The sequence below is a fragment of the Paraburkholderia agricolaris genome (assembly GCF_009455635.1).
Classification (GTDB): Bacteria; Pseudomonadota; Gammaproteobacteria; order Burkholderiales; family Burkholderiaceae; genus Paraburkholderia; species Paraburkholderia agricolaris.
This window is the reverse complement of the sequence record NZ_QPER01000002.1, coordinates 2,122,304-2,144,496: the sequence shown is the minus strand read 5'-3', so window position 1 is coordinate 2,144,496 and position 22,193 is coordinate 2,122,304. Positions and strand designations below refer to the sequence as shown.

The 22,193-nt window shown below is 60.8% G+C and carries 18 protein-coding genes; 11 read left to right on the top strand and 7 right to left on the bottom strand.

Translation table 11 applies throughout. The features are described 5' to 3' along the window. Positions 1-21: 21 nt before the first annotated feature. From GH665_RS30920 to narI, 6 genes are read left to right on the top strand one after another with little or no spacing between them, the layout of a single operon-like run. On the top strand, positions 22-1,362 hold the full coding sequence (locus GH665_RS30920) for an MFS transporter (protein ID WP_153140963.1): 1,341 nt from the start codon (positions 22-24) through the stop codon (positions 1,360-1,362). Beyond that, the gene (locus GH665_RS30915) at positions 1,359-2,792 is read left to right on the top strand and encodes a NarK family nitrate/nitrite MFS transporter (RefSeq protein WP_153140962.1); all 1,434 of its coding nucleotides are present in this window, start codon (positions 1,359-1,361) and stop codon (positions 2,790-2,792) included. Before GH665_RS30920 ends, GH665_RS30915 begins: the two co-directional genes overlap by 4 nt. A gap of 37 nt (positions 2,793-2,829) precedes the next feature. Then, on the top strand, positions 2,830-6,612 hold the full coding sequence (locus tag GH665_RS30910) for a nitrate reductase subunit alpha (RefSeq protein WP_153140961.1): 3,783 nt from the start codon (positions 2,830-2,832) through the stop codon (positions 6,610-6,612). Beyond that, positions 6,609-8,132: a nitrate reductase subunit beta gene (narH, locus tag GH665_RS30905; protein WP_028197275.1), complete on the top strand. Its 1,524-nt coding sequence runs from the start codon at positions 6,609-6,611 to the stop codon at positions 8,130-8,132. The genes GH665_RS30910 and narH overlap by 4 nt, the downstream gene beginning before the upstream one ends. Positions 8,133-8,143: 11 nt before the next feature. Further along, the gene (gene narJ, locus GH665_RS30900) at positions 8,144-8,863 is read left to right on the top strand and encodes a nitrate reductase molybdenum cofactor assembly chaperone (protein WP_153142379.1); all 720 of its coding nucleotides are present in this window, start codon (positions 8,144-8,146) and stop codon (positions 8,861-8,863) included. Then, the gene (narI, locus tag GH665_RS30895) at positions 8,860-9,585 is read left to right on the top strand and encodes a respiratory nitrate reductase subunit gamma (protein ID WP_153140960.1); all 726 of its coding nucleotides are present in this window, start codon (positions 8,860-8,862) and stop codon (positions 9,583-9,585) included. Before narJ ends, narI begins: the two co-directional genes overlap by 4 nt. A 30-nt stretch (positions 9,586-9,615) precedes the next feature. Here narI and GH665_RS30890 read toward each other — a convergent pair whose 3' ends face one another. Continuing rightward, positions 9,616-10,524: a LysR family transcriptional regulator gene (locus GH665_RS30890; protein WP_153140959.1), complete on the bottom strand. Its 909-nt coding sequence runs from the start codon at positions 10,522-10,524 to the stop codon at positions 9,616-9,618. Positions 10,525-10,647: 123 nt separating this feature from the next. On the opposite strand from GH665_RS30890, the gene GH665_RS30885 reads away from it, so the two are divergent. Both GH665_RS30885 and GH665_RS30880 read left to right on the top strand, forming a co-directional pair. Then, positions 10,648-11,706: an SDR family oxidoreductase gene (locus tag GH665_RS30885; protein WP_153140958.1), complete on the top strand. Its 1,059-nt coding sequence runs from the start codon at positions 10,648-10,650 to the stop codon at positions 11,704-11,706. 97 nt (positions 11,707-11,803) lie between these two features. After that, positions 11,804-12,949 (top strand): nucleoside hydrolase, encoded by a 1,146-nt coding sequence (locus tag GH665_RS30880; protein ID WP_153140957.1) that lies wholly within the window; start codon positions 11,804-11,806, stop codon positions 12,947-12,949. 37 nt (positions 12,950-12,986) lie between these two features. Here GH665_RS30880 and GH665_RS30875 read toward each other — a convergent pair whose 3' ends face one another. Together GH665_RS30875 and GH665_RS30870 are read right to left on the bottom strand one after the other, a co-directional pair. Then, positions 12,987-13,943, bottom strand: coding sequence for a LysR substrate-binding domain-containing protein (locus tag GH665_RS30875; RefSeq protein WP_153140956.1), 957 nt, complete (start codon positions 13,941-13,943; stop codon positions 12,987-12,989). Positions 13,944-14,862: 919 nt separating this feature from the next. Then, the gene (locus GH665_RS30870; protein WP_153140955.1) at positions 14,863-15,915 is read right to left on the bottom strand and encodes an NAD(P)-dependent alcohol dehydrogenase; all 1,053 of its coding nucleotides are present in this window, start codon (positions 15,913-15,915) and stop codon (positions 14,863-14,865) included. 320 nt (positions 15,916-16,235) lie between these two features. On the opposite strand from GH665_RS30870, the gene GH665_RS30865 reads away from it, so the two are divergent. Beyond that, complete coding sequence (locus GH665_RS30865; RefSeq protein ID WP_153140954.1) at positions 16,236-17,234, top strand: AraC family transcriptional regulator; 999 nt, start codon at positions 16,236-16,238, stop codon at positions 17,232-17,234. 20 nt (positions 17,235-17,254) lie between these two features. Here the strand turns inward: GH665_RS30865 and GH665_RS30860 are convergent, their stop codons facing one another. From GH665_RS30860 to GH665_RS30850, 3 genes are all read right to left on the bottom strand, one after another. Continuing rightward, a complete protein-coding gene (locus GH665_RS30860) occupies positions 17,255-18,028 on the bottom strand; it encodes a molybdopterin-dependent oxidoreductase (RefSeq protein ID WP_153140953.1) in 774 nt (257 codons plus the stop codon). Further along, on the bottom strand, positions 18,025-18,657 hold the full coding sequence (locus GH665_RS30855) for a cytochrome b/b6 domain-containing protein (protein ID WP_153140952.1): 633 nt from the start codon (positions 18,655-18,657) through the stop codon (positions 18,025-18,027). Before GH665_RS30855 ends, GH665_RS30860 begins: the two co-directional genes overlap by 4 nt. 109 nt (positions 18,658-18,766) lie before the next feature. Next, positions 18,767-19,399 carry a hypothetical protein gene (locus GH665_RS30850; RefSeq protein ID WP_153140951.1) on the bottom strand — a complete coding sequence of 211 codons (633 nt, stop codon included), beginning with the start codon at positions 19,397-19,399 and terminating at the stop codon, positions 18,767-18,769. A gap of 183 nt (positions 19,400-19,582) precedes the next feature. Between GH665_RS30850 and GH665_RS30845 the strand changes: the two genes are divergently transcribed. Next, positions 19,583-20,254: a heavy metal response regulator transcription factor gene (locus tag GH665_RS30845; RefSeq protein ID WP_028197263.1), complete on the top strand. Its 672-nt coding sequence runs from the start codon at positions 19,583-19,585 to the stop codon at positions 20,252-20,254. Continuing rightward, entirely contained in the window at positions 20,251-21,651 is a 1,401-nt protein-coding gene (locus GH665_RS30840) for a heavy metal sensor histidine kinase (RefSeq protein WP_153140950.1), read from the top strand. Before GH665_RS30845 ends, GH665_RS30840 begins: the two co-directional genes overlap by 4 nt. Here GH665_RS30840 and GH665_RS30835 read toward each other — a convergent pair. Then, complete coding sequence (locus tag GH665_RS30835) at positions 21,648-22,067, bottom strand: VOC family protein (protein WP_153140949.1); 420 nt, start codon at positions 22,065-22,067, stop codon at positions 21,648-21,650. The genes GH665_RS30840 and GH665_RS30835 overlap by 4 nt on opposite strands. Between the last annotated feature and the right edge of the window lie 126 nt (positions 22,068-22,193).

Below are 22,193 nucleotides of genomic sequence, written 5' to 3'. Positions count from 1 at the left end.
CATGGAAAAGGAGTAGTTCCCATGACAAAGACCGCGGTCGGCATCGGCGCCGCAACCCCACCCAAAGCCTGGTCGGTTCTGATCGCGAGCACCTTCGCGTTTACCGTGTGTTTTATGGTGTGGATGATGTTCGGCGTGATCGGCATCCCGATCCGTCAATCCCTTCATCTGAACGAAACCGAGTTTGGCATGCTGGCCGCGCTGCCGGTCCTGACCGGCTCGCTCGTGCGCGTGCCGCTCGGCATCTGGACCGATCGCTATGGCGGTCGCGTCGTCATGGCCAGTCTGATGCTTGCCACCGTGCCGGCAATCTGGTTGATGAGCTATGCGACTGCCTATTGGCATTTTCTCGTCATCGGTCTGTTCGTCGGGTTGGCCGGAGGATCGTTCTCGGTTGGCACGCCGTATGTGGCCCGCTGGTTTCCGCAGGAGCGCCGTGGTTTTGCCATGGGCATCTTCGGTGCGGGCAATTCAGGTGCGGCCGTCAACAAGTTCATCGCGCCCGCCATCCTCGTTGCCTTCGGTTGGGGCATGGTCGCGAAAACCTACGCGGTTGCCATGCTTGCCGCCGTGGTTCTGTTCTGGCTTTTTACCGCGAGCGATCCTTCACATCGCGTGCCGAACAACCAGCGTTTCGTCGATCAGCTCCGGGCGCTCAAGGATCCACGCGTCCTCAAGTATTGCCAGTACTACAGCATCGTGTTCGGCGGCTATGTCGGGCTCTCGTTGTGGATGGTGCAGTACTACGTCGGTGAGTATGGGCTCGACATTCGCGTTGCTGCTTTGCTTGCGGCGTGCTTCTCGCTGCCTGGCGGTGTCCTGCGCGCGATGGGTGGCTGGCTCTCGGATCGCTATGGCGCGCATCGCGTGACGTGGTGGGTGATGTGGGTGAGCTGGATATGCCTGTTCCTGCTCAGCTATCCACAAACCGTTTTCACGATTGCGACCGTCGACGGTCCCAAGGTATTCCATCTCGGTCCCAACGTCGTCTGGTTCACGGTGCTGATGTTCGTGCTCGGTATTGCTTTCGCGTTCGGCAAGGCCAGCACCTTCAAGTACATCGGCGATGAGTTTCCGAACAACATTGGAGCGATCTCCGGCATCGTCGGCCTCGCCGGCGGTCTGGGCGGCTTCGCGTTGCCGATTCTGTTCGGCGTACTGGTCGATCTCACCGGCATCCGTTCGAGCGCCTTCATGCTGCTTTACGGTGTCGTGTGGGTGTCGCTGATCTGGATGTATCTCACCGAAGTCCGCCATACCGACGTGATGACCGCAGGTGCAATCCCCGCCGACGTCACGCGCAATCAGGCTTCGAATCAGGCTTCGACCCAAGTTTCTTCTCAAGCAGGAACCCCATCATGAATATCTCGACAGCACGCGCGAGAGCCGGCCGTACGCTGACTCTCTGGACGCCTGAAGACAAAGCTTTCTGGAAGCAGGAGGGCGAGTCCGTTGCCAAACTCAATCTATGGATATCGGTGCCTGCGCTATTCCTCGCATTCGCGATCTGGCAGGTGTGGAGCGTCGTGGCGGTCACCTTGCCGTCACTCGGTTTTCGCTATTCGACCAATCAGTTGTTCTGGCTCGCCGCGGCGCCGGCGCTCTCCGGCGCAACGCTGCGTATTTTCTACTCGTTCATGGTGCCGATTTTCGGCGGACGTCGCTGGACGGCGCTCTCCACCGCGTCCTTGCTGATTCCCGCGGTCGGTATCGGCTTTGCGGTGCAGGACAACACCACAAGCTATCCGACCATGTTGCTGCTCGCGCTGCTGTGCGGTTTCGGCGGCGGTAATTTCAGTTCCAGCATGGCCAACATCAGCTTCTTCTTTCCGAAGGAGCGCAAGGGTTCTGCGCTTGGTGTGAACGGTGGATTCGGCAACCTCGGTGTATCCGCGGTGCAGTTCTTGTCGCCACTGGTCATTACGGCCGGCGTGTTCGGCATTTTCGGCGGCGAGCCGCAACTGATGACGAAGTCCGGTCATGTATCTCAGGTGTGGATGCAGAACGCCGCGTTCATCTGGGTGCCATGGATCGCCATCTCCGCGGTCGCCGCATGGTTCGGCATGAACGATCTGGCCGACGCCAAGGCATCTTTCGCCGCGCAAGCAAGCATCTTCCGTAGCCGTCACAACTGGCTGATGTGCACGTTGTATCTCGGCACCTTCGGCTCGTTTATCGGTTATTCCGCTGGTTTTCCGTTGCTCATCAAGAGCCAGTTCCCGGACCTCAATCCCTTGACGTACGCATGGGTCGGACCCTTCGTCGGCGCGGCGATCCGTCCAGTAGGCGGTTGGCTTGCCGACAAGCTAGGCGGCGCGCGTGTCACGTTCTGGAATTTCGTCGTGATGGTGCTTGCGGTTGTGGGGGTTCTGTACTTCCTGCCGAAAACCGGCAGTGCCGCGTTCCCGTGGGGGCCGCATGCAGGGGCGTTCGGTGGATTCTTCGCGATGTTCATGCTGCTTTTCCTGACCACCGGCGTCGGCAACGGCTCCACGTTCCGCATGATTCCGGTGATTTTCCTGAACCTGCGACTGCGCGGCGTACCGCCCAACGACAAGGAAGCGCTCGTCCATGCAAATCGCGAAGGCAATACAGAGGGCGCGGCCGCGATTGGCTTTGCCGGCGCGATCGGCGCATACGGCGGGTTCTTCATTCCGAAAAGCTACGGCAGCTCGATTCTCGCCAGCGGCGGCCCCGAACTGGCGTTGTACGGGTTCATCGCCTTTTACGTGCTGTGTGTCGGACTGACCTGGTGGTTTTACGCGCGGCGCAATGCCGGGATGCCGTGTTGAGCGCGGCGCTGAAAAGCATTAGACAAGGATTGAAATCATGAGTCACTTTCTGGACAGACTGAAATACTTCGCGCAGTCGCGCGAGCGTTTCGCCAAAGGTCACGGCGTAACCACGGGGGAAGACCGCACGTGGGAGGACGCGTACCGTGCGCGCTGGCAGCACGACAAGATCGTACGTTCGACGCATGGGGTGAATTGCACGGGCTCATGCTCGTGGAAGATTCATGTGAAGGGCGGCATTGTCACCTGGGAAACGCAGCAGACCGACTACCCACGTACGCGTGCCGACCTGCCGAACCATGAGCCGCGTGGTTGCGCACGCGGCGCGAGCTATAGCTGGTATCTGTACAGCGCCAATCGCGTCAAGTATCCGCTGGTGCGCGCACGCCTGCTCAAGCATTGGCGCGCAGCGCGCGCGGTGGCCGCGAGCCCTGTCGACGCATGGGCCAGCATCGTCGAGAACGACGCGCAACGCCGCGACTACCAAAGTCAGCGCGGTTTGGGTGGTTTCGTGCGGGCCGACTGGAACGAGGTCAACGAGATTGTCGCGGCGGCCAACGTTTATACGATCAGGAAGCATGGACCCGACCGCGTCGTCGGCTTCTCGCCGATTCCGGCGATGTCCATGGTCAGCTACGCGGCGGGGAGCCGTTATCTGAGTCTGATCGGCGGCGTCTGCATGAGTTTTTACGACTGGTACTGCGATTTGCCGCCGTCGAGCCCGCAGGTATGGGGAGAGCAAACGGACGTGCCGGAATCGGCGGACTGGTACAACTCGAGCTACATCATTGCGTGGGGTTCGAATGTGCCGCAAACGCGCACACCCGACGCGCATTTCTTCACTGAGGTGCGCTATCGCGGCACCAAGACGGTTGCGGTGACGCCGGACTATTCAGAAGTCGCCAAGCTCGCCGATCTGTGGATGCATCCGCGCCAGGGCACCGACGCGGCGCTGGCAATGGCAATGGGCCACGTGATCCTGCGCGAGTTCTACTTCAACAAACGCAGCGCGTATTTCGACGACTACGCACGCCGTTACACCGATCTGCCGCTACTCGTGCAATTGAAGCCGCGTACGCTGCCGGATGGCCGCGAGGTGCTGGTGCCGGACCGCTATGTCCGTGCCGACGACTTCAACGGCAAACTCGGGCAGGACAACAATCCCGACTGGAAAACAGTGGCCTTTGACGAGCACGGCAAGGTTGTTTTGCCGCAGGGCTCGATCGGCTTCCGCTGGGGGCCGGACGGCCGCGCCGATGCCGGCCGCTGGAACCTCGAAGCGAAAGAAGGGCGCCATGGCGACGCCGTGAAGCTCAAGCTTTCGGTGCTGGAAGACGGCGCGCAGCAACATGAGGTCGTGACGGTCGGTTTCCCGTATTTCGGCGGCATCGACACGCCGCACTTCACGGCCAGCAAGCAGGACGACGTGCTGGCGCGCCCGGTGCCCGCGGTACGCATCCCGTTGGGCAAGGCCGGTGACGAGCGCGAGGTGCTGGTCGCCACCGTATTCGATCTGCTGGCTGCGAACTATGGCGTGGATCGCGGTTTCGGCGGCGCCGTGGACTATCACGACGACGTGCCGTACACACCTGCATGGCAGGAAAAGATCACGGGCGTTTCGCGCGACCAGGTGATCACTGTCGCGCGTGAGTTCGCGGAGAACGCGGACAAGACGCACGGAAAGTCGATGGTAATCATCGGCGCGGCGATGAACCATTGGTATCACGCCGACATGAACTACCGTGGCGTGATCAATATGCTGATGCTGTGCGGTTGCATCGGCCAAAGCGGCGGCGGCTGGGCGCACTACGTGGGCCAGGAGAAACTGCGGCCGCAAACCGGCTGGACAGCGCTTGCATTTGCGCTCGACTGGATTCGGCCGCCGCGGCAGATGAATTCCACCAGCTTCTTCTACGCGCACACCGATCAATGGCGCTATGAAAAGCTGGGCGTCGACGAAATTCTGTCGCCGCTCGCGGATAAACAGCAATACAGCGGGTCGTTGATCGATTACAACGTGCGCGCCGAGCGCATGGGGTGGCTGCCTTCAGCACCTCAGTTGCAAACCAATCCCTTGCAGGTAGCCGCCGACGCACAAGCCGCGGGACTCGACGCGAAGGATTACGTGGCGCGCACGCTGAAAGACGGTTCGCTGAAGATGAGTTGCGAGGATCCCGATCATCCGGCCAACTGGCCGCGCAACATGTTCGTATGGCGTTCGAACCTGCTGGGCTCGTCGGGCAAGGGTCACGAGTACTTCCTCAAACATTTGCTCGGTACCAGCCACGGCGTGCAAGGCCGCGATCTCGGCGACGACGATGCCAGGCCGCATGAGGTCACCTGGCATGACAAGGCGCCCGAAGGCAAACTCGATTTGCTGGTGACGCTCGACTTCCGCATGAGCACCACGTGTCTGTACTCCGACATCGTATTGCCGACAGCGACCTGGTACGAGAAAAACGATCTGAACACGAGCGACATGCATCCGTTCATCCACCCGCTTTCGAGTGCGGTCGATCCGGCATGGCAGGCGCGTAGCGATTGGGATATCTACAAAGGCTTCGCGCAGAAGTTTAGCGAAGTCTGCGTTGGCCATCTGGGTGTCGAGAAAGAAGTGGTGCTGACACCGCTGATGCATGACACCCCGGCTGAACTTGCGCAGCCCTACGACGTGCGCGACTGGAAGCGTGGCGAATGCGAACTGATTCCAGGCAAGACCGCACCGCAAGTCAATGTGGTCGAGCGTGATTATCCGAATGTGTATCGGCGCTTCACGGCCTTGGGGCCGCTGATGGACAAAGTCGGCAATGGCGGCAAGGGTATCGCATGGAACACCCAGACGGAAGTCGGGCAACTGGCCGAACTAAACGGCACGGTGCGCGACGCCGGCGCGACCCAGGGCATGGTGAAGATCGACAGCGACATCGACGCATGCGAAGTGCTGTTGATGCTCGCGCCTGAAACCAATGGACACGTCGCGGTGAAAGCATGGGACGCCCTGTCGAAAATCACCGGTCGCGAGCATACCCATCTGGCGATGCATCGCGAGGACGAGAAGATCCGCTATCGCGACGTGCAGGCGCAACCGCGCAAGATCATTTCGTCGCCTACATGGAGTGGTCTGGAAAGCGAGAAGGTGTCGTACAACGCCGGCTATACCAACGTGCACGAGCTGATTCCATGGCGCACGCTGACGGGCCGCCAGCAGTTCTATCAGGATCATCCGTGGATGCGCGATTTCGGCGAAGGCTTCGTCAGCTATCGGCCGCCGGTCGATCTGAAGGCTGCGTCGCCAATGCATGGCCGCAAGCCGAATGGACACAAGGAAATCGCGCTGAACTTCATTACACCGCATCAGAAATGGGGTATTCACAGCACCTACACCGATAACCTGATCATGCTCACGCTCAACCGCGGCGGGCCGGTGATCTGGCTGAGCGAAGACGATGCGAAAGAGGCGGGTATCGAAGACAACGATTGGGTCGAACTGTTCAACATCAACGGTGCGATCGCGGCGCGTGCGGTGGTCAGCCAGCGCGTCAATCCGGGCATGGTGATGATGTATCACGCGCAGGAAAAGATTGTGAACGTGCCGGGCTCGGAAATCACCGGCACGCGCGGCGGCATTCATAACTCGGTGACGCGCATCGTGCTCAAACCCACGCACATGATCGGCGGCTATGCGCAGCTTAGCTACGGTTTTAACTACTACGGAACCATCGGCACCAATCGCGACGAATTCGTCCTCGTGCGCAAGATGGCGAAGGTGGACTGGCTCGACGATGAGCCGGTGCTCGCAGCAAACGGAGGTCGGCAATGAAAATTCGCGCACAGATCGGCATGGTGCTCAATCTGGACAAGTGCATCGGCTGTCACACCTGTTCGGTGACGTGCAAGAACGTCTGGACCAATCGCGAAGGCGTTGAGTACGCGTGGTTCAACAACGTCGAGACGAAACCCGGCATTGGCTATCCGAAGCAGTGGGAGAACCAGGACAAATGGAACGGCGGCTGGAAGCGGAACGCGGACGGCTCGATCGAGCCGCGCCAGGGCAGCCGGATGAAGGTGCTCTCGCGCATCTTTGCGAATCCGAATCTGCCGCAGATCGACGACTACTACGAACCGTTCACGTTCGATTATGAACATCTGCAGGCCGCGCCGGAAAGCAAGGCGCCCCCCGTCGCACGACCGCGCAGCCTGTTGACCGGCAAGCGGATGGAGAAGATCGAGTGGGGGCCGAACTGGGAAGAGATTCTTGGTGGCGAGTTCGAGAAGCGCAGCAAGGACAAGAATTTCGACGATGTGCAGAAGGACATCTACGGCCAGTTCGAAAACACCTTCATGATGTATTTGCCGCGGCTTTGCGAGCACTGCCTGAATCCGGCCTGCGTTGCGAGTTGCCCGTCGGGCTCGATCTACAAGCGCGAGGAAGATGGCATCGTGCTGATCGATCAGGACAAGTGCCGCGGCTGGCGCATGTGCGTTTCCGGCTGTCCGTACAAGAAGATTTACTACAACTGGCAGTCCGGCAAGGCCGAGAAGTGCATTTTCTGCTACCCGCGTATCGAAAGCGGTCAACCGACCGTGTGTTCGGAAACCTGTGTGGGCCGGATTCGCTACCTCGGCGTGTTGCTGTACGACGCGGATCGTATTGAGGAAGCAGCATCTGTCGAACGCGAAACCGATCTGTATCAGGCGCAGCTCGATGTATTCCTGGATCCGAACGACCCGAAGGTGATCGAGCAGGCGCGGGCCGACGGTGTGCCGCAGGCATGGCTTGATGCGGCAAAAAATAGTCCCGTCTACAAGATGGCGATGGAATGGCGCGTCGCCTTGCCGCTGCATCCGGAGTACCGCACGCTGCCGATGGTGTGGTACGTGCCACCGCTTTCACCGATCACCACGGCGGCGAGCGAAGGGCATATGAGCCTGAACGGCGAAATTCCGGACGTCACGCAGTTGCGTATTCCCGTCAAGTATCTGGCGAATCTGCTGACTGCCGGTGACGAGGCGCCCGTGATCAGCGCACTCGAGCGGATGCTTGCAATGCGCACCTATCAGCGTGAGAAACATGTGGACGGTCGTGAAAACGCGGCGGTGCTCGCACAAGTGGGCATGACCCAGCCGGAAGTGGAGGACATGTACCGCGTGATGGCGCTCGCGAACTACGAGGACCGCTTCGTGGTGCCGAGCACGCACCGCGAATATGCGGAGAACCTGTACGACCTGAAGGGCGGTTGCGGCTTTTCGTTCGGTAACGGTTGCTCGGATGGCGCGAGCGAAACGAGTCTGTTCGGTGGGAAGAAGCGCCGCACGATTCCGATCAAGGCAAAGGTGTGAGAGGTGGAATGATGAACAACGAGCCCATTTATGAACCCCACAGCACGGCGGCACGTGTACTTGCCGCGTTGCTGAGCTACCCGGATGCCCAGTTGCGTGCATTACTGCCGGAGCTGGCAATTACCTTGCTTGGCGACACGGCGCTGTCGGCTGAGCGTCGCGCAGCGGTCTTTGCGCTGACAGCCGATTTGCAGCACAGCGATCCTCTCGAAGCGGAAGCTCGCTATGTCGATACGTTCGACCGCAGCCGCCGCACGTCGCTCCATTTGTTCGAGCATGTGCATGGCGATTCGCGTGAGCGCGGCCCGGCAATGATCGATCTTCAGCAAACCTATGAGCAGCAAGGATTGTTGCTTGCGCCCGGCGAGTTGCCGGACTACCTGCCCGTGGTGCTGGAGTTTGCGTCCACGCAGCCTCACGAAGTCGCGCGCGAATTCCTTGCTGAGATGGCGCATCTGCTGCAATCGATTCATGCCGCGCTCGCGCGCCAGGACAGCCCTTATGCGGCAGCCGTTGCTGCCGCGCTCGATCTCGCGGGCGAACCGGTGCAAGCGCCTGAGACCGTACCGGAGGCACCACCCGAGGCTCCGCTCGACGAGCAATGGGCCGAGCCTGTGGTTTTCGACGGCTGCTCCGTGGCAGGCCAGTACGCCGCGCCTGCTGTGCAACCCATCCAGATCGTTCGGCGCAACGCTGCATCGCCACGCCGACCTAAGGAGGTCACGGTATGAACTACCTCGATACGTTCTTATTCGGCATCTACCCGTACCTATGTCTGGTGGTGTTCCTGGTCGGCAGTCTGTTGCGTTACGACCGCGATCAGTACACCTGGAAAAGCGATTCGTCGCAGATGCTGCGCACCGGTACTTTACGTTGGGGCAGCAATCTGTTTCACGTCGGTGTGCTGTTCCTGATGTTCGGCCATTTCTTCGGCATGCTGACGCCGCACGTGCTCTACGAATCGTTCATCAGTGCCGGCGCGAAGCAGGTCGTGGCGATGGTGTCGGGCGGTATGGCGGGCACGCTGGCGTTTGTCGGCGTAACCATGCTGCTGGTCCGCCGGCTCGGCGACGCGCGCATTCGTGCTAATTCGAAAACCAGCGACATCGTGCTGCTGGTGTTGTTGTGGGTGCAACTGGTCCTGGGCCTCGGCACGATCCCGATGTCAGCGCAGCATCTGGACGGCAGCATGATGATGAAACTCGCCGGCTGGGCACAGCACATCGTCACCTTCCAGGGCGGCGCCGCTGTGCTCATCGCTGAAGCGAGCTGGGTGTTCAAGGCCCACATGTTCCTTGGCATGACGCTGTTTCTGGTGTTTCCGTTCACGCGCCTCGTGCATGTCTGGAGCGGTTTTGCATCGTTGGCGTATCTGGTACGGCCGTGGCAGGTGGTGCGCGATCGGCGTCTGAACCTGCCGGCGGGGCAGAATACGCCGCCGCGGCGTTCGTGACTTTGCCGTCCGGGTTGCGGGCGATGCGCGTCAATCGACGCGCATCCGTTCCACCAGAAAGTCGAGCAACGCACGCACGCGGGCGGGCAGGTGGCCGCCCTGGCCCAGATAAAGCGCGCTGACCGGTTCGGTTTCACCGGGATCGAATGCTTCGAGTAGCACGGTGAGGCGGCCGGCGGCCACGTCGTCGCGCACCTGAAAAGCGGCCAGCCGCGCCAGGCCCACGCCGGCGAGCGTGAGTTGGCGCAGCGTTTCCCCGTCGCTGACCTGCGCATTACCTTCTACAGGCACGTCGATCCGGCGTCGCGCTTCATCGAGCAGCGGCCAGCCGCTCGCCGCCCTTGCAAAGCCAAATCCCAGCCGGTTGTGCGTTGCCAGATCAGCCGGTGTTTGGGGCGTGCCGTGGCGGGCCAGATAGGCCGGTGCAGCGACAATCACCATCTTCGCGTCACCCAGCCTGCGCGCCACCAGTTGCGAATCCTTGAGCGGACCGCTGCGCAGCGCGACATCGGTGCGTTGTTCGAGCAGGTCGACCACCTGATCGGTCAACACGATATCGAGTGTAATTTCGGGATGGGCGGCGAGAAATTCAGGCACGAGCGGCAACAGATAGTGCCGACCGAGCGGCACATTCGCATGCACACGCAGGCGACCGCGGGGCGTTGAGCCAGTGGCCGCGCCGCGTTCGGTTTCGTCGAGCTCGGCGAGCACGCGCACACCGCGTTCGTAGAACACGCAGCCTTCCGGCGTGAGTTGCAGATTGCGCGTCGAGCGGTTCACCAGCCGCGCGCCCAGCCGGGCCTCAAGACGCGACACCAGCTTGCTGACAGCCGAAGGCGTCATTCCCAGCGCACGTGCCGCTGCCGAAAACCCGCCTAGCTCGACCGCGCGGACGAACACTTCGAGTTCGCCGGAGCGGTTCACATCCAAACGTGCCATCGTGAGTTCAGTTCACAGGTGATATGCCATCCGGCAGTCTACCGAAAGCACTGTCGCGCCGATATCTTTCAGTTACCGGACGGCGTGGGCCGTCGCAACGAAATGAGCGATGGGAGCATGGTCATGAACGCAGTAAAGAAGGTGGCTTTGGTGGTCGGCGCACAGGGTGTGATCGGCCGCAATCTGGTCGATCATCTCGCCACGCTTGACGATTGGACGGTCATTGGCCTCGCGCGCCGTGGCGGCGAAGCCAGGGAGCGGGTGCAATACATCGCGGCCGACCTGCTGGATGAGACCGACACCCGATCGAAACTGGGTGCTTTGAATCACGTCACGCACGTGTTCTATGCCGCGTATCAGGATCGTCCGACCTGGGCCGAACTGGTGCCCCCCAATCTGGCGATGCTGGTCAACGTGCTCGACGCCATCGAGCCGGCCGCGGCGGGCTTGCAGCATGTGAGCCTGATGCAGGGCTACAAGGTCTACGGCGGCCATCTCGGGCCGTTCAAGACCCCCGCGCGCGAAGATGACGCGCACTTCATGCCGCCTGAGTTCATGTTCGACCAGCAGACGCTCCTGAGCTCGCGCCAGCAGGGCAAGCGCTGGACCTGGTCGGCGATCCGCCCTTCCGTGGTGGGCGGTTTTGCATTGGGTAACCCGATGAATCTGGCGGTGGCGATCGCCGTGTATGCATCGATGTCGAAAGAACTCGGCTTGCCTTTGCGCTTTCCCGGCAAACCCGGTGCTTACGACAAACTGCTGGAAATGACCGACGCCGGTTTGCTTGCGCGCGCAACGGTGTGGGCCGCGACGGAGCCGCGCGCCGCGAATCAGGCGTTCAACATCAACAATGGCGACCTGTTCCGCTGGAACGATATGTGGCCGAAGATAGCCCGCTACTTCGCGCTCGACGTGGCGCCGCCGCTGCCCATGTCGCTCGATACGATCATGGCCGACAAAGCTTCGTTGTGGACGGGGATGGCGGCCCAGCACGGCTTGCAGCCGGTTCCCTATCAGGACGTTTCTGCATGGCGCTTTGCGGATTTCGTTTTTTCGTGGGATTACGACATGTTCGGCGACGGCTCGAAAGCTCGGCGTTTCGGTTTTCACGAATTTGTCGATACCGAGGCGATGTTTACCGCCATTTTCGATGACTTAAGAAGCAGAAAGCTGATTCCATGAATTACGCATTAAATCTGACGATTTTATTTCATTAAGTTTACGTCTATGATGAGCCTCCTTATTCGAGCACTACGATTGCATATAAAAGGAGACATCGGTGAAGAGGCTTTTTGTGGCATTGACATGCGTGGCAAGTGTGGCGGCCGTCTCGGTACTTTCGGCGTGTGGCGGGAGCGATCTCAATGCGCAGACGAATCCGCCCAAAGTAATTATCGACAGTGACTACAACACGCTGAGCGACGACGGCCAGTTAGGCGTAATGGCTGCGCAATTGCAGGCGCAAGGCTCGTTGAAAGTATTGGGCATTACGGTGGTGTCCGGTAATCAATGGTTGAAGCAGGGCGTATCGGACGCATTGAAATCGGTTGAACGCCTTGGCGTTGAAAATCAGATTGGCGTCTATGCGGGCGCCAATTACGCGTTGTCGCACGATTTCGCCACGATCCAGGCCGAGCAGAAGCAATTCCCCGGCGGCGACGGTTATCTCGGCGCGTGGAATACGCCCGAACCGAAATCGGACAGCGACCTGATCGCGCCGCCGGACGGCTTCGCCACGCATACGAAGGTGCAGAGCAGGAGCGCGGTGGATTTCATCGTCGATTCGGTGAAGCAGTATCCGGGCGAGGTGACGATTCTGGCGATCGGCCCGCTGACGAACATTGCGCTCGCCACGCGTCAGCATCCCGAGATCGTTCCGTTGATCAAGCAGATCATTTACATGGGCGGTGCGATCGATGTGCCTGGCAACACCACGCCGACAGCCGAATTCAACTGGTGGTTCGATCCGGAGGCGGCGAAGACCGTGCTGCGCCTGCCGATCAAACAGGTAGTGATTCCGCTCGACGTGACCGATACCGTGAAGATGGACAAGGCGTTGTACGACCGCGTCGCGCACGATCCGACGAAGCAGACCATCATTACGCAACTGTTCAAGACGCTGAACGGCTATGGTTTCGACGGCAAGAACGGCTTCGAAACGAATCCGAACTACACCACGAACATCTGGGATACGTTGACGCTCGCGTATCTGATGCATCCGTCGTTTGCCACGCAGACGGTGGACGAATGGGTGGACGTGGATACGAGCTTCGGCGCCAATGACGGCAAGTCGACGGGTTACACCAGTTCACCGCCGGCGGGTTTGCAGAAGATGACGATCGTCAAACGCTTCGATAACCCGAGTTTTTTCAATTTTTACGTTGACCTGCTGACACGTCCGGTGCCGGTCACGCTGCCGAACTAACGCTTGCTGTGTGTTGCGCGCCTGCGTGAAACCCGCCTCAGGCGGGGTGCAGGCCGCGCAACAGTTGGCGAACGCGCGACAGGTCCTGATCGACGTGTTCGGTTTGCTCGAACAGCTCTGCGAGCCAGTCGACGAAGGCTCGCACGCGGGGCGACACCCGGCGATTCTTCACATACGCGACCGAGACCGGCATCGGCACGGGTTTCCATTGCGGCAGCACTTCGCGCAGCAGTCCCGAGTCGAGGTAGGGTTGCGCGGCGATTCGCGCGGGCTGGATCAGACCGAGGCCTTGCAATCCGCAGGTGAGGTACGCCTGCTCGTCGCTCACTTTGACGAAGCCTCTGACCTTGACGTTTTGCGCTTCGCCGTCCACTTCGAAATCGAAGTCGACTTCGCGGCCGTTGTGCGGCGACATGCAGTTGACGGCAGCGTGTCCGCGCAAGTCGTCCAGGTCGAAAGGCGTGCCGTGGCGGGCCAGATATGCCGGGCTGGCGCATGTCACGTGCTCGAGCGTGCCTAACTGCCGCGCGACCAGGTTTGAATCCGGCAATTCGCCTAGCTGGATACTGCAGTCGATGGCTTCCGAGATCAGGTCGACTGTCCGGTTGCTGATGCCGATCGCCAGGTCGAGATTCGGGTAGCGGGTGTGGAAGTCGTCCAGTGCCGGCAGGACGATGGCGCTCGCTACCGCGCCGGGTATTTCAATGCGCAGGCGGCCGGTCAGGTTATCCGTCGAGTGACGGAGGCTGGCTTCCATTTCGTCGATGTCGGCGAGGATTTGCGCACAGCGTTCATAGTAGGCTGCGCCTTCTGGTGTGATGCTCAGACGGCGTGTTGTGCGTGTTAATAGGGCGGTGCCCAGTAAGGCCTCCAGGTTCTGGACGATCGTTGTCGCTGTCGCGCGGGGGATGTTGAGGGATTCCGCTGCGCGGGTGAAGCTGTTTGTGTCCACGATTCGGATGAATGTCCGCATTGCCGTTATTCTGTCGATCACGATTTGGACTCCACGTTGGTGTTAAGAGTTGGGTTTTGGCCTGCTCGGCGGTTTTGTTGTTGGTCTGGGTCTTTGGCCTTTCCTTGCTGTGTTAGTGGTCTATTAGCGTTGCCCCTGTGCGGGGCGGCACCTACTTTTCTTTGCCTGCCGCAAAGAAAAGTAGGCAAAAGAAAGCGGCTCACACCGCTAGCTCATAAGCGGGTCCCCCGCACAGCCACGGTAGTGGTGCATCTGGAATCTGTGTTCTCTCACATTTCGCCTCAGTGACAAGGCCGTCATACCTCCGGCGGCGCTGCGCGCGCCGACGCCTGGTTCATAAGGCATCCGATGGTTTTGTGTCCAGGTACTTCGCAACGTGCGGGTGGCAAGTCATACTGCGGCACTCCACGAACTGCATGTCGTACTCAGTGTTTCGGCAGTTCTCCGAACCGCCTGCGGTATTTGATTTTCAAGGGCGTCAAAGGGTTGATTGTCGTTTTCAGCGCCGGTCGCGCTTATCGCGTCACTAGTTAGTAGTTATATTTCGCCTCGCAGGTGCTTCGAAGCGCTGGCTCTGCCGGCACTCGCGGAGACGAGACCAACGCCTCCCACCGCGCCGGGCGAACACCCGCGGGTTTGCAGATGGTCCCTTCCGGCGAGCACGTAGTGCGGGGCGGGAGGTATGACTGCCTTGTCGCTAACGCGGAGTGTGCGAGGCGACAGATTCCAGATGCACCACTACCGCGGCTGTGCGGGGGACCCGCTTATGAGCTAGCGGTTTAAGCCGCTTTCTTTTGCCTACTTTTCTTTGCGGCAGGCAAAGAAAAGTAGGTGCCGCCCCGCACAGGGGCAACGCTAATAGACCACTAACAAATCAAGGAAAGGCCAAGAAAACCCAGATCAACAAAAAAAACCGCCAACCAGGCAAAAACCAAAAAAATCACTTCCGTAAGGAATCCAGATCAACCACAAACCGATACTTAACATCACTCTTAAGCATCCGTTCATAAGCCTCATTAATCCCCTGCATAGGAATCACCTCAATATCCGAAGTAATCCCATGCTCGCCACAGAAATCCAGCATTTCCTGCGTCTCAGCAATCCCGCCAATCAGCGAACCAGCCAGGCGGCGACGCTTGAAAATCAGATTGAACACCTGCGGCGACGGATGATCGTGCTCGGGCGCCCCAACCAGCGTCATCGTCCCATCGCGCTTGAGCAGATTCAAAAACGGATTCAAATCATGCTGCGCAGCAACCGTATTCAGAATGAAATCGAAGCTATTGACATGCGCGCCCATCTCGTCAGCATTCTTCGAGATGACAACCTCATGCGCACCAAGCCGCCTGGCATCTTCGATCTTCGACGGCGACGTCGTAAACAGCACCACATGCGCGCCCATCGCACGGGCCAACTTCACGCCCATGTGACCCAGACCGCCAAGACCGACGATCCCGACCTTCTTGCCAGGACCGGCACCCCAGGTGCGCAGCGGCGAATACGTCGTGATACCCGCGCACAACAAAGGCGCCACGCCCGCCGGGTCGAGATTCTCCGGCACTCGTAGCGTGAATGCCTCATCCACCACCAGTTGCGTCGAATAACCGCCGTAGGTAATCTGACCGTCAACCCGGTCCACACCGTTATACGTGCCGACAAAACCGTTTTCGCAATACTGTTCGAGATTTTCTTCGCAACTCGCGCAAGTGCGGCACGAATCGACCAGGCAGCCCACGCCCACCAGATCGCCCGCCTTGTATTTGGTCACGCCCGGACCCACCGCCGTCACGCGGCCGACAATCTCATGGCCGGGTACCACCGGGAACACCGTGTTCTTCCATTCGTTGCGTGCCTGATGCAAGTCGGAATGGCACACACCGCAAAACAGGACTTCCATCTGCACGTCATGGGCGCGCAGTTCGCGGCGCTGGATTTCGAACGGGGCGAGCGGCGCGGTAGCGTCGGTCGCTGCATAGGCATAAGTCGTGCTCATGGGTAACTCCAGCAAAGAGGGTGATGTCGCAAGGCGCCGGCGATGGGCGACGCGCGTCGCCGATACGGCCAAACCTTGTAATGAACCAGGATCACGGCGCAGGCGGTGGCTGACATATTCACGAAAGCAGTGAACGGACAACCGCGCCCGGCGCAGCGCGGAAATAGATGATCCGGTAGGGTTCCCATAGTAGAAGCCGGGAGCGAGCCGGGGAATACCTGAATGTCTTGAAGGTTTGCCTAAAACTCCTGATGACGAGCGCAGTAGGTCGTTTGGTGCTAAATTTCAAGCATTATTCTCTTGCTCGTCACTATATCGTCATGTCAACCCGCTTCGTCGAACCCGCACCGGCCGATCATGGCCCGGTCCTCGATAGCCTCGCCGATCCCGCGCAGCAACGCCTGGTCGAATTGTTCGACAAGCTCGCACCGAATCCGGGCATCACGCGCTCGAGCTTCGAAGGGGTCAATCTGATGCGCGCCAACAGGCCGATGCCGCGTATGCCGGTGATGTACGAGCCGAGCATCGTGATCGTCTGCCAGGGGCGCAAGCGCGGTTATCTCGGCGATCAGGTATTCCAGTACGACGCGCAGCAGTACCTGGTGCTGTCGGTACCGCTGCCGTTCGAATGCGAAACCGAGGCGAGCCCGGACAAGCCGTTCCTCGGCATCTCGGTGCGCGTCGATCTGAGCATGGTGGCTGAGTTGCTGATGGCGTTGAATGAAACGCAGGGCACCGCGCAGAACGAGCCGCTCGGCATCTATTCGACGCCGCTCGATCCGGCCTTGAGCAACGCCGTGCAGCGTTTGATGGACGCGTTGGCCTCGCCGCTCGACGCGCGCATTCTCGCGCCAGGGGTGGTCCGCGAAATTTGCTATCGCGTGTTGACAGGTGAGCAGGGCGACGCGATTCGCGCGGCCCTCACGCATCAAAATCATTTCGGCCGCATTGCCAAGGCGTTACGGCGGATTCATGCCGACTACCATGGGCAACTCGACGTCGATACGCTGGCCTCAGAGGCGGGGATGAGCCTCGCCGTTTTTCATGCGCAATTCAAGGCGGTGACCGCGACTTCGCCGATGCAGTACGTGAAGACCACGCGTTTGCATCATGCGCGTTTGCTGATGGTGCAGGATGGGCTGAATGCAGGTGCGGCCGCGGCGCGCGTCGGTTACGAAAGCGCGTCGCAGTTCAGCCGCGAGTTCAAGCGTCTGTTCGGCCTGAGCCCGGTCGATGAAGTCAAACGCATGCGCACGGTGTACGATGCGCCGCCACCCCGCGTGGCCAAGCCGGCCGCGCGCTACGTGACCGCGGTGTAGGCGCGCTCCAACCGCAAGCGTTATAGCCCGCTAAACCAGTTGTACCCCTGGTCTTCCCAATAGCCGCCGGGGTTCGTGTTGGTCACGAAGATCGCCGCGATGTGCTTCGGATTCTTGAAGCCCAGTTTGGTCGGTACGCGCAGCTTCAGCGGGTAGCCGTATTTGGCCGGTAGCGGCGCGTCGCGGAAATCGAGTGTCAGTTGGGTTTGCGGATGCAAGGCCGTGGCCATGTCGAGGCTCGAGTAATAACGGTCCGCGCATTTGAAGCCGACATAGCGTGCGTTCAGATCGGCGCCGACGCGTTCGAGGAACGTGCGAAACGGCACGCCTCGCCATTGCCCGATCGCGCTCCATCCTTCAATGCAGATGTGCCGCGTAATCTGCGAAGCCTGCGGCAACGCGCGCAGCTGGTCGAGCGTCCAGGTGCGCTTGTCCGACACCAGGCCCGACACTTCCAGCTGGAACGTCGAACCGTCGATATCCGGCGCGTCGAACTCCGGATAGAACGCGTTGAACGGGAACGGGTCGGTGATCTGGCTCGCCGAATAGGTTGGCGCGAGCTTGTTGCGATCGAATAACCATGCTTGCACGCGATCGTTCCAGCGCGACATGGCCCACAACACCTTGTCGACGGAATCGCCGTCCTGCATGTTGCAGCCGGAGAGCATCGCCAGCGCGCCGATCGAAAGCGACGAGCGCAGAAACAGACGCCGTTGCAGGCGCTCGATTTGCGGTTTGTGGTCGGCGAGAACAATATTCGTGTTGCGCGAGTCCCGGCGCTTTGATTCGCTCATGCCTCGTTCCTTTCGTGCGCGGTGATACGGGCGCGGCCCGTTAGCATCGGCAGTAGCGTGCGCGGCACCAGCAGCACCAGCGCTAGATGCACGACGACAAAACCGACCACGCCCGCCATCGCGACAAAATGCACGCGACGTGCGAAATCGAAGCCGCCGAAGAGCGCGGTCAGCCACGAGAACTGCACCGGTTTCCAGATCGAGAGTCCCGACGCGACCAGCAACACGCCAAGAAAAAATACGAAGAGATAGAGCGCGCGCTGCACCGCGTTGTATTTGCCGGTGTCGTGCGGCAGTTTGAACTGCATCGCGAGAGCAGCATCGTGAATGACGTCGCGCGGATGGACGGGCAGCAGTTTGCGCCGGAAATGTCCACGTCCGATGCCATACGCCAGATACAGCAGGCCGTTCGCGCACAGCAGCCACATCGCCGCGAAATGCCAGGCAATCGAGCCGCCCAGCCAGCCGCCGACGGTGGCCCACACCGGAAATCTGAACGGAAAGAAGGGCGACGCGTTATAGATCGCCCAGCCGCTCATCACCATGCACACCATCGCAAAGGCGTTGATCCAGTGCGTGATTCGTACGACGAGTGGGTGGACGATAAAGCGTGCTGGCGGTTTAGGCATGGTGAGCGGTGATGAAACAGGCAGAAATCTGCAAGCCGCGTCGTTGAGGCACGCGGCTGTCCGGATGGCCGGGAAAGCGCGCGGTTGAAACGCGCCGCCTTACATCAGATCACATCGGCGGCGTGACACCGTGCTCGCCGGCGGAGATGAAATTCGCCGCCATCGAACCGTCGGCTTCCTTGTGGGCGAACAGTACGACCTTCGCGCCCGGCACCAGCAGCGAGCGGTCACCCGGTTCGAGCGCGACGATGGGCACATCTTGCGGAATCACGATTTTCTTTTCGCCGTCCTTGTACTTGACCGTGATGGTGCGGCCGTTGCTGACCACGAGCGAGCCCACCGTGCCGTTGGTCATCGTGCTGTTCGAGCCGAGATCCCACGGGCGATGACCTTCGCCGGAGCCACGCATGCTGGCCGGGAAGACGTGCACTTCCAGCGCTTTCAACGTGCCGTCGGGCTGCGGAATCGCGGCGGTGCCGACATAGCTGTCCGGCTTGATGTCGTTCACATTGGCGAGCGTAACGCCACGAATCGGCGTGTCCTTCGCAAGTTTCACATCGACGTCTTTACCGTCGCGCGTGTGGACTTTGAGCAGGTCGCCCGAAAGCGCGGTCACGGTGCCACGTACGCCCGTGGGCATGGAACTTTGGGCTTGTGCGGCGGATCCTGCGGCAAACAGCGAGACAGCAACGAGCGCGGGGGCGACGACGGCGCGAATCGCATTGGCGGAAACGATCTTCATGAGTCTGCTCTGGGTGGGTGAGGGATAGGGGCAGATTAGGCGCGCGAGTGGCTCCGGCGGGTGACAGACGGATGACAAAAACGTAATGAACGGCGCGGCGCGGCCACGTAGAATGGCCGCCATACCCACGTCCATATTCATGACCCGCGCCCATGGCGGCGCTCGGGTCGGAAACCAGGCACCATGAGCATCCTCGTCATCGAAGACGATCCGAAAACCGGCGATTACCTGAAAAAAGGGCTGCGTGAAAGCGGCTACGCGGTCGACCTCGCGCGCACCGGCACCGATGGCCTGCACATGGCGCTCGAACATGCGTACGACCTGGTGGTGCTGGACGTGATGCTGCCCGGCATCGACGGCTGGGAGATCATGCGTGCGCTGCGCGCGCGGCGCGATCTGCCGGTCATTTTCCTGACCGCGCGCGATCATGTCAGCGACCGCATTCGCGGCCTCGAACTCGGTGCCGACGATTACCTCGTCAAACCGTTCTCCTTCACCGAACTGGTGTTGCGCATCCGCACGCTGCTGCGCCGCGGCGTGATCCGCGAGCACGACGTGTTCGAAATCGCCGACCTCAAACTCGACGTCCTGCGCCGCAAGGTCACGCGCGAAGGCGTGGAGATTCCACTGACCAACAAGGAATTCATGCTGTTGCATCTGCTGGTGCGCCGGCAGGGCGAAGCGTTATCGCGAACGCAGATCGCCTCGGAAGTGTGGGACATGAACTTCGACAGCGACACCAACGTGGTCGACGTCGCGATCAAACGGCTGCGCGCGAAGGTCGATCATCCGTTCGAGAAGAAGCTGATTCATACGGTGCGCAGCATCGGCTACACCTTCGGCGACGGCTCATGAAGCTGTGGACCGACCGTTCGTTGACCGCGCGCACCACGGTGCTGTTCGCCGCGATCGCATGCGTGGTGATCGGCACATTGGGCGCGTATTTCTATCACTCCGCGCAGGTGTCGCTGGAGCAGCGTGCTGACGTGGTGCTTACCGCCCGGGTCGAGCATTTCAGCCGCATCGTGCGCGATCTCTACTCAGTCAGCGAATTGAAGAACCGGCCTGTGCTGTTCGAGAGCATGCTCGGCGCGGAGGAAGACGTGCTGTTGTTCCGCCGTCCGGGCGAGGCACCGTTTATCGACGTGAACCCTGCCGGCATTGCGGTGCCGGTCCTCCAGGCCGGTGTCCAGAATCGCTTGCCGACGCTCCCGGACATCCGCCAGACCCTGTTGCCCGACGGCGTGCCGGTCCATTGGGCGATCGCCACGGTCAAGGCGCGCGAGGACGGTAGCGAGGTCGAAGTGATCGCCGCGCATCCCATGACCCAGGAAGTGCGGATGCTGGCCGCGTACCGCAATCGCATCGTGCTGGCCACGCTGACCGGCATGCTGGCCGCGACGCTGCTAGCGTACTACGTGCTGCGCCGAACCTTCCGGCCGGTGCGCGAGATCGCCACGCGGGCAGCGCAGATCAGTCCGGCAAGTTTGTCGGTGCGGCTCGACAGTGAGGCTGCGCCGGTCGAACTCCGCCAGCTCACGCACGCTTTCAACGCGATGCTTGACCGTCTTGCCGACGGCTATCAGCGCCTCTCGCAGTTTTCCGCCGATCTGGCGCATGAAATTCGCACGCCGGTGGGCGCTTTGATCGGCCAGACCCAGGTGACGCTCGCCAAATCGCGCGACGCCGATGAATATCAGCAAGTGCTCGAATCGAATCTCGAAGAGCTGAGCCGCTTGAGCCACATCGCGGAAAACATCCTGTTTCTCGCGCACGCGGACCACGCCGCGTTGTCCATCGACCGTGAGCCGGTCGATCTGCGCGATGAACTCGTCAGGATTGCGGACTATTTCGAAGGCCCCGCCGACGAACGCGGGATGTGCTTTACCGTCGACGCTCAGGGCATGGCGTCGGTCAATCCGATGCTGTGCCGGCGCGCGATCAACAATCTCGTGGTCAACGCGGTGCGATACGGCGCGAACAATACGGTGGTGCGCTTGAGCGGCACACAGGACGAACGGGGCGCGACGGTGGTGGTGGAAAACGACGGTGCGCCGATTCCTGACGAGCAACTGAACCGTCTGTTCGATCGCTTCTATCGCGCGGATGCAGCACGCAGCGCTTTCACCGAATCGAGCGGGCTGGGGCTCGCAATCGTCAGGGCGATCATGCATCTGCACGGCGGCACGGCGCGTGTGGTGTGTCCGGTGCCGGGCGTGGTGCGCTTCGAATTGCGCTTTCCAGGTGTCTAGCGGGCGGCCTGCGTGCTTGAGTTCGGGTCCGGCTCATGGCAACACACACAGAGCTTGTTGCCGTCGGGATCGCGAAAGTACGCGCCGTAATAGTCCGCGTGATAGTGAGGGCGCAAACCCGGTGGGCCTTCACAGACACCGCCGTGAGCGAGCGCCACAGCATGCGCTCGATCGACCGTGGCGCGGTCTTTAGCGAGGAGCGCCAACATCTGGCCGTTGCCTGCGGTGGCGGCCCGGCCGTCGTAGGGCCTGCTGATGACGAACAGGGGCCGTGGCGCACCGGCCGGCATCCAGCCGGCCCAGCACGTATCGTTGTCGCGGAACTTGAGCCGCAGCTCTAACGTCTCCATCAGCACGCTATAAAAGCCGAACGCGCGCTCGAAATCCGAAATGCCGACGAATACGTGGGAAAGCATCAGAATCGCTCCTCGTTTGCACTGCACGCACAGGCCGGTGAGTATAGCGAAGCCTGGTCTGGCCGCATTCATCTTGCGCGCGGCAAGCTGTTTTAGCGCAAACCGGTAATGGCGATACCGGGATGA

Excerpts from the sequence above, each read along its gene's own strand:
- GH665_RS30920 (WP_153140963.1), top strand. The coding sequence starts at position 22 with ATGACAAAGACCGCGGTCGGCATCGGCGCCGCAACCCCACCCAAAGCC.
- GH665_RS30915 (WP_153140962.1), top strand. The coding sequence starts at position 1,359 with ATGAATATCTCGACAGCACGCGCGAGAGCCGGCCGTACGCTGACTCTC.
- GH665_RS30910 (WP_153140961.1), top strand. The coding sequence starts at position 2,830 with ATGAGTCACTTTCTGGACAGACTGAAATACTTCGCGCAGTCGCGCGAG.
- narH (WP_028197275.1), top strand. The coding sequence starts at position 6,609 with ATGAAAATTCGCGCACAGATCGGCATGGTGCTCAATCTGGACAAGTGC.
- narJ (WP_153142379.1), top strand. The coding sequence starts at position 8,144 with ATGAACAACGAGCCCATTTATGAACCCCACAGCACGGCGGCACGTGTA.
- narI (WP_153140960.1), top strand. The coding sequence starts at position 8,860 with ATGAACTACCTCGATACGTTCTTATTCGGCATCTACCCGTACCTATGT.
- GH665_RS30890 (WP_153140959.1), bottom strand. The coding sequence starts at position 10,524 with ATGGCACGTTTGGATGTGAACCGCTCCGGCGAACTCGAAGTGTTCGTC.
- GH665_RS30885 (WP_153140958.1), top strand. The coding sequence starts at position 10,648 with ATGAACGCAGTAAAGAAGGTGGCTTTGGTGGTCGGCGCACAGGGTGTG.
- GH665_RS30870 (WP_153140955.1), bottom strand. The coding sequence starts at position 15,915 with ATGAGCACGACTTATGCCTATGCAGCGACCGACGCTACCGCGCCGCTC.
- GH665_RS30865 (WP_153140954.1), top strand. The coding sequence starts at position 16,236 with ATGTCAACCCGCTTCGTCGAACCCGCACCGGCCGATCATGGCCCGGTC.
- GH665_RS30860 (WP_153140953.1), bottom strand. The coding sequence starts at position 18,028 with ATGAGCGAATCAAAGCGCCGGGACTCGCGCAACACGAATATTGTTCTC.
- GH665_RS30855 (WP_153140952.1), bottom strand. The coding sequence starts at position 18,657 with ATGCCTAAACCGCCAGCACGCTTTATCGTCCACCCACTCGTCGTACGA.
- GH665_RS30850 (WP_153140951.1), bottom strand. The coding sequence starts at position 19,399 with ATGAAGATCGTTTCCGCCAATGCGATTCGCGCCGTCGTCGCCCCCGCG.
- GH665_RS30845 (WP_028197263.1), top strand. The coding sequence starts at position 19,583 with ATGAGCATCCTCGTCATCGAAGACGATCCGAAAACCGGCGATTACCTG.
- GH665_RS30840 (WP_153140950.1), top strand. The coding sequence starts at position 20,251 with ATGAAGCTGTGGACCGACCGTTCGTTGACCGCGCGCACCACGGTGCTG.
- GH665_RS30835 (WP_153140949.1), bottom strand. The coding sequence starts at position 22,067 with ATGCTTTCCCACGTATTCGTCGGCATTTCGGATTTCGAGCGCGCGTTC.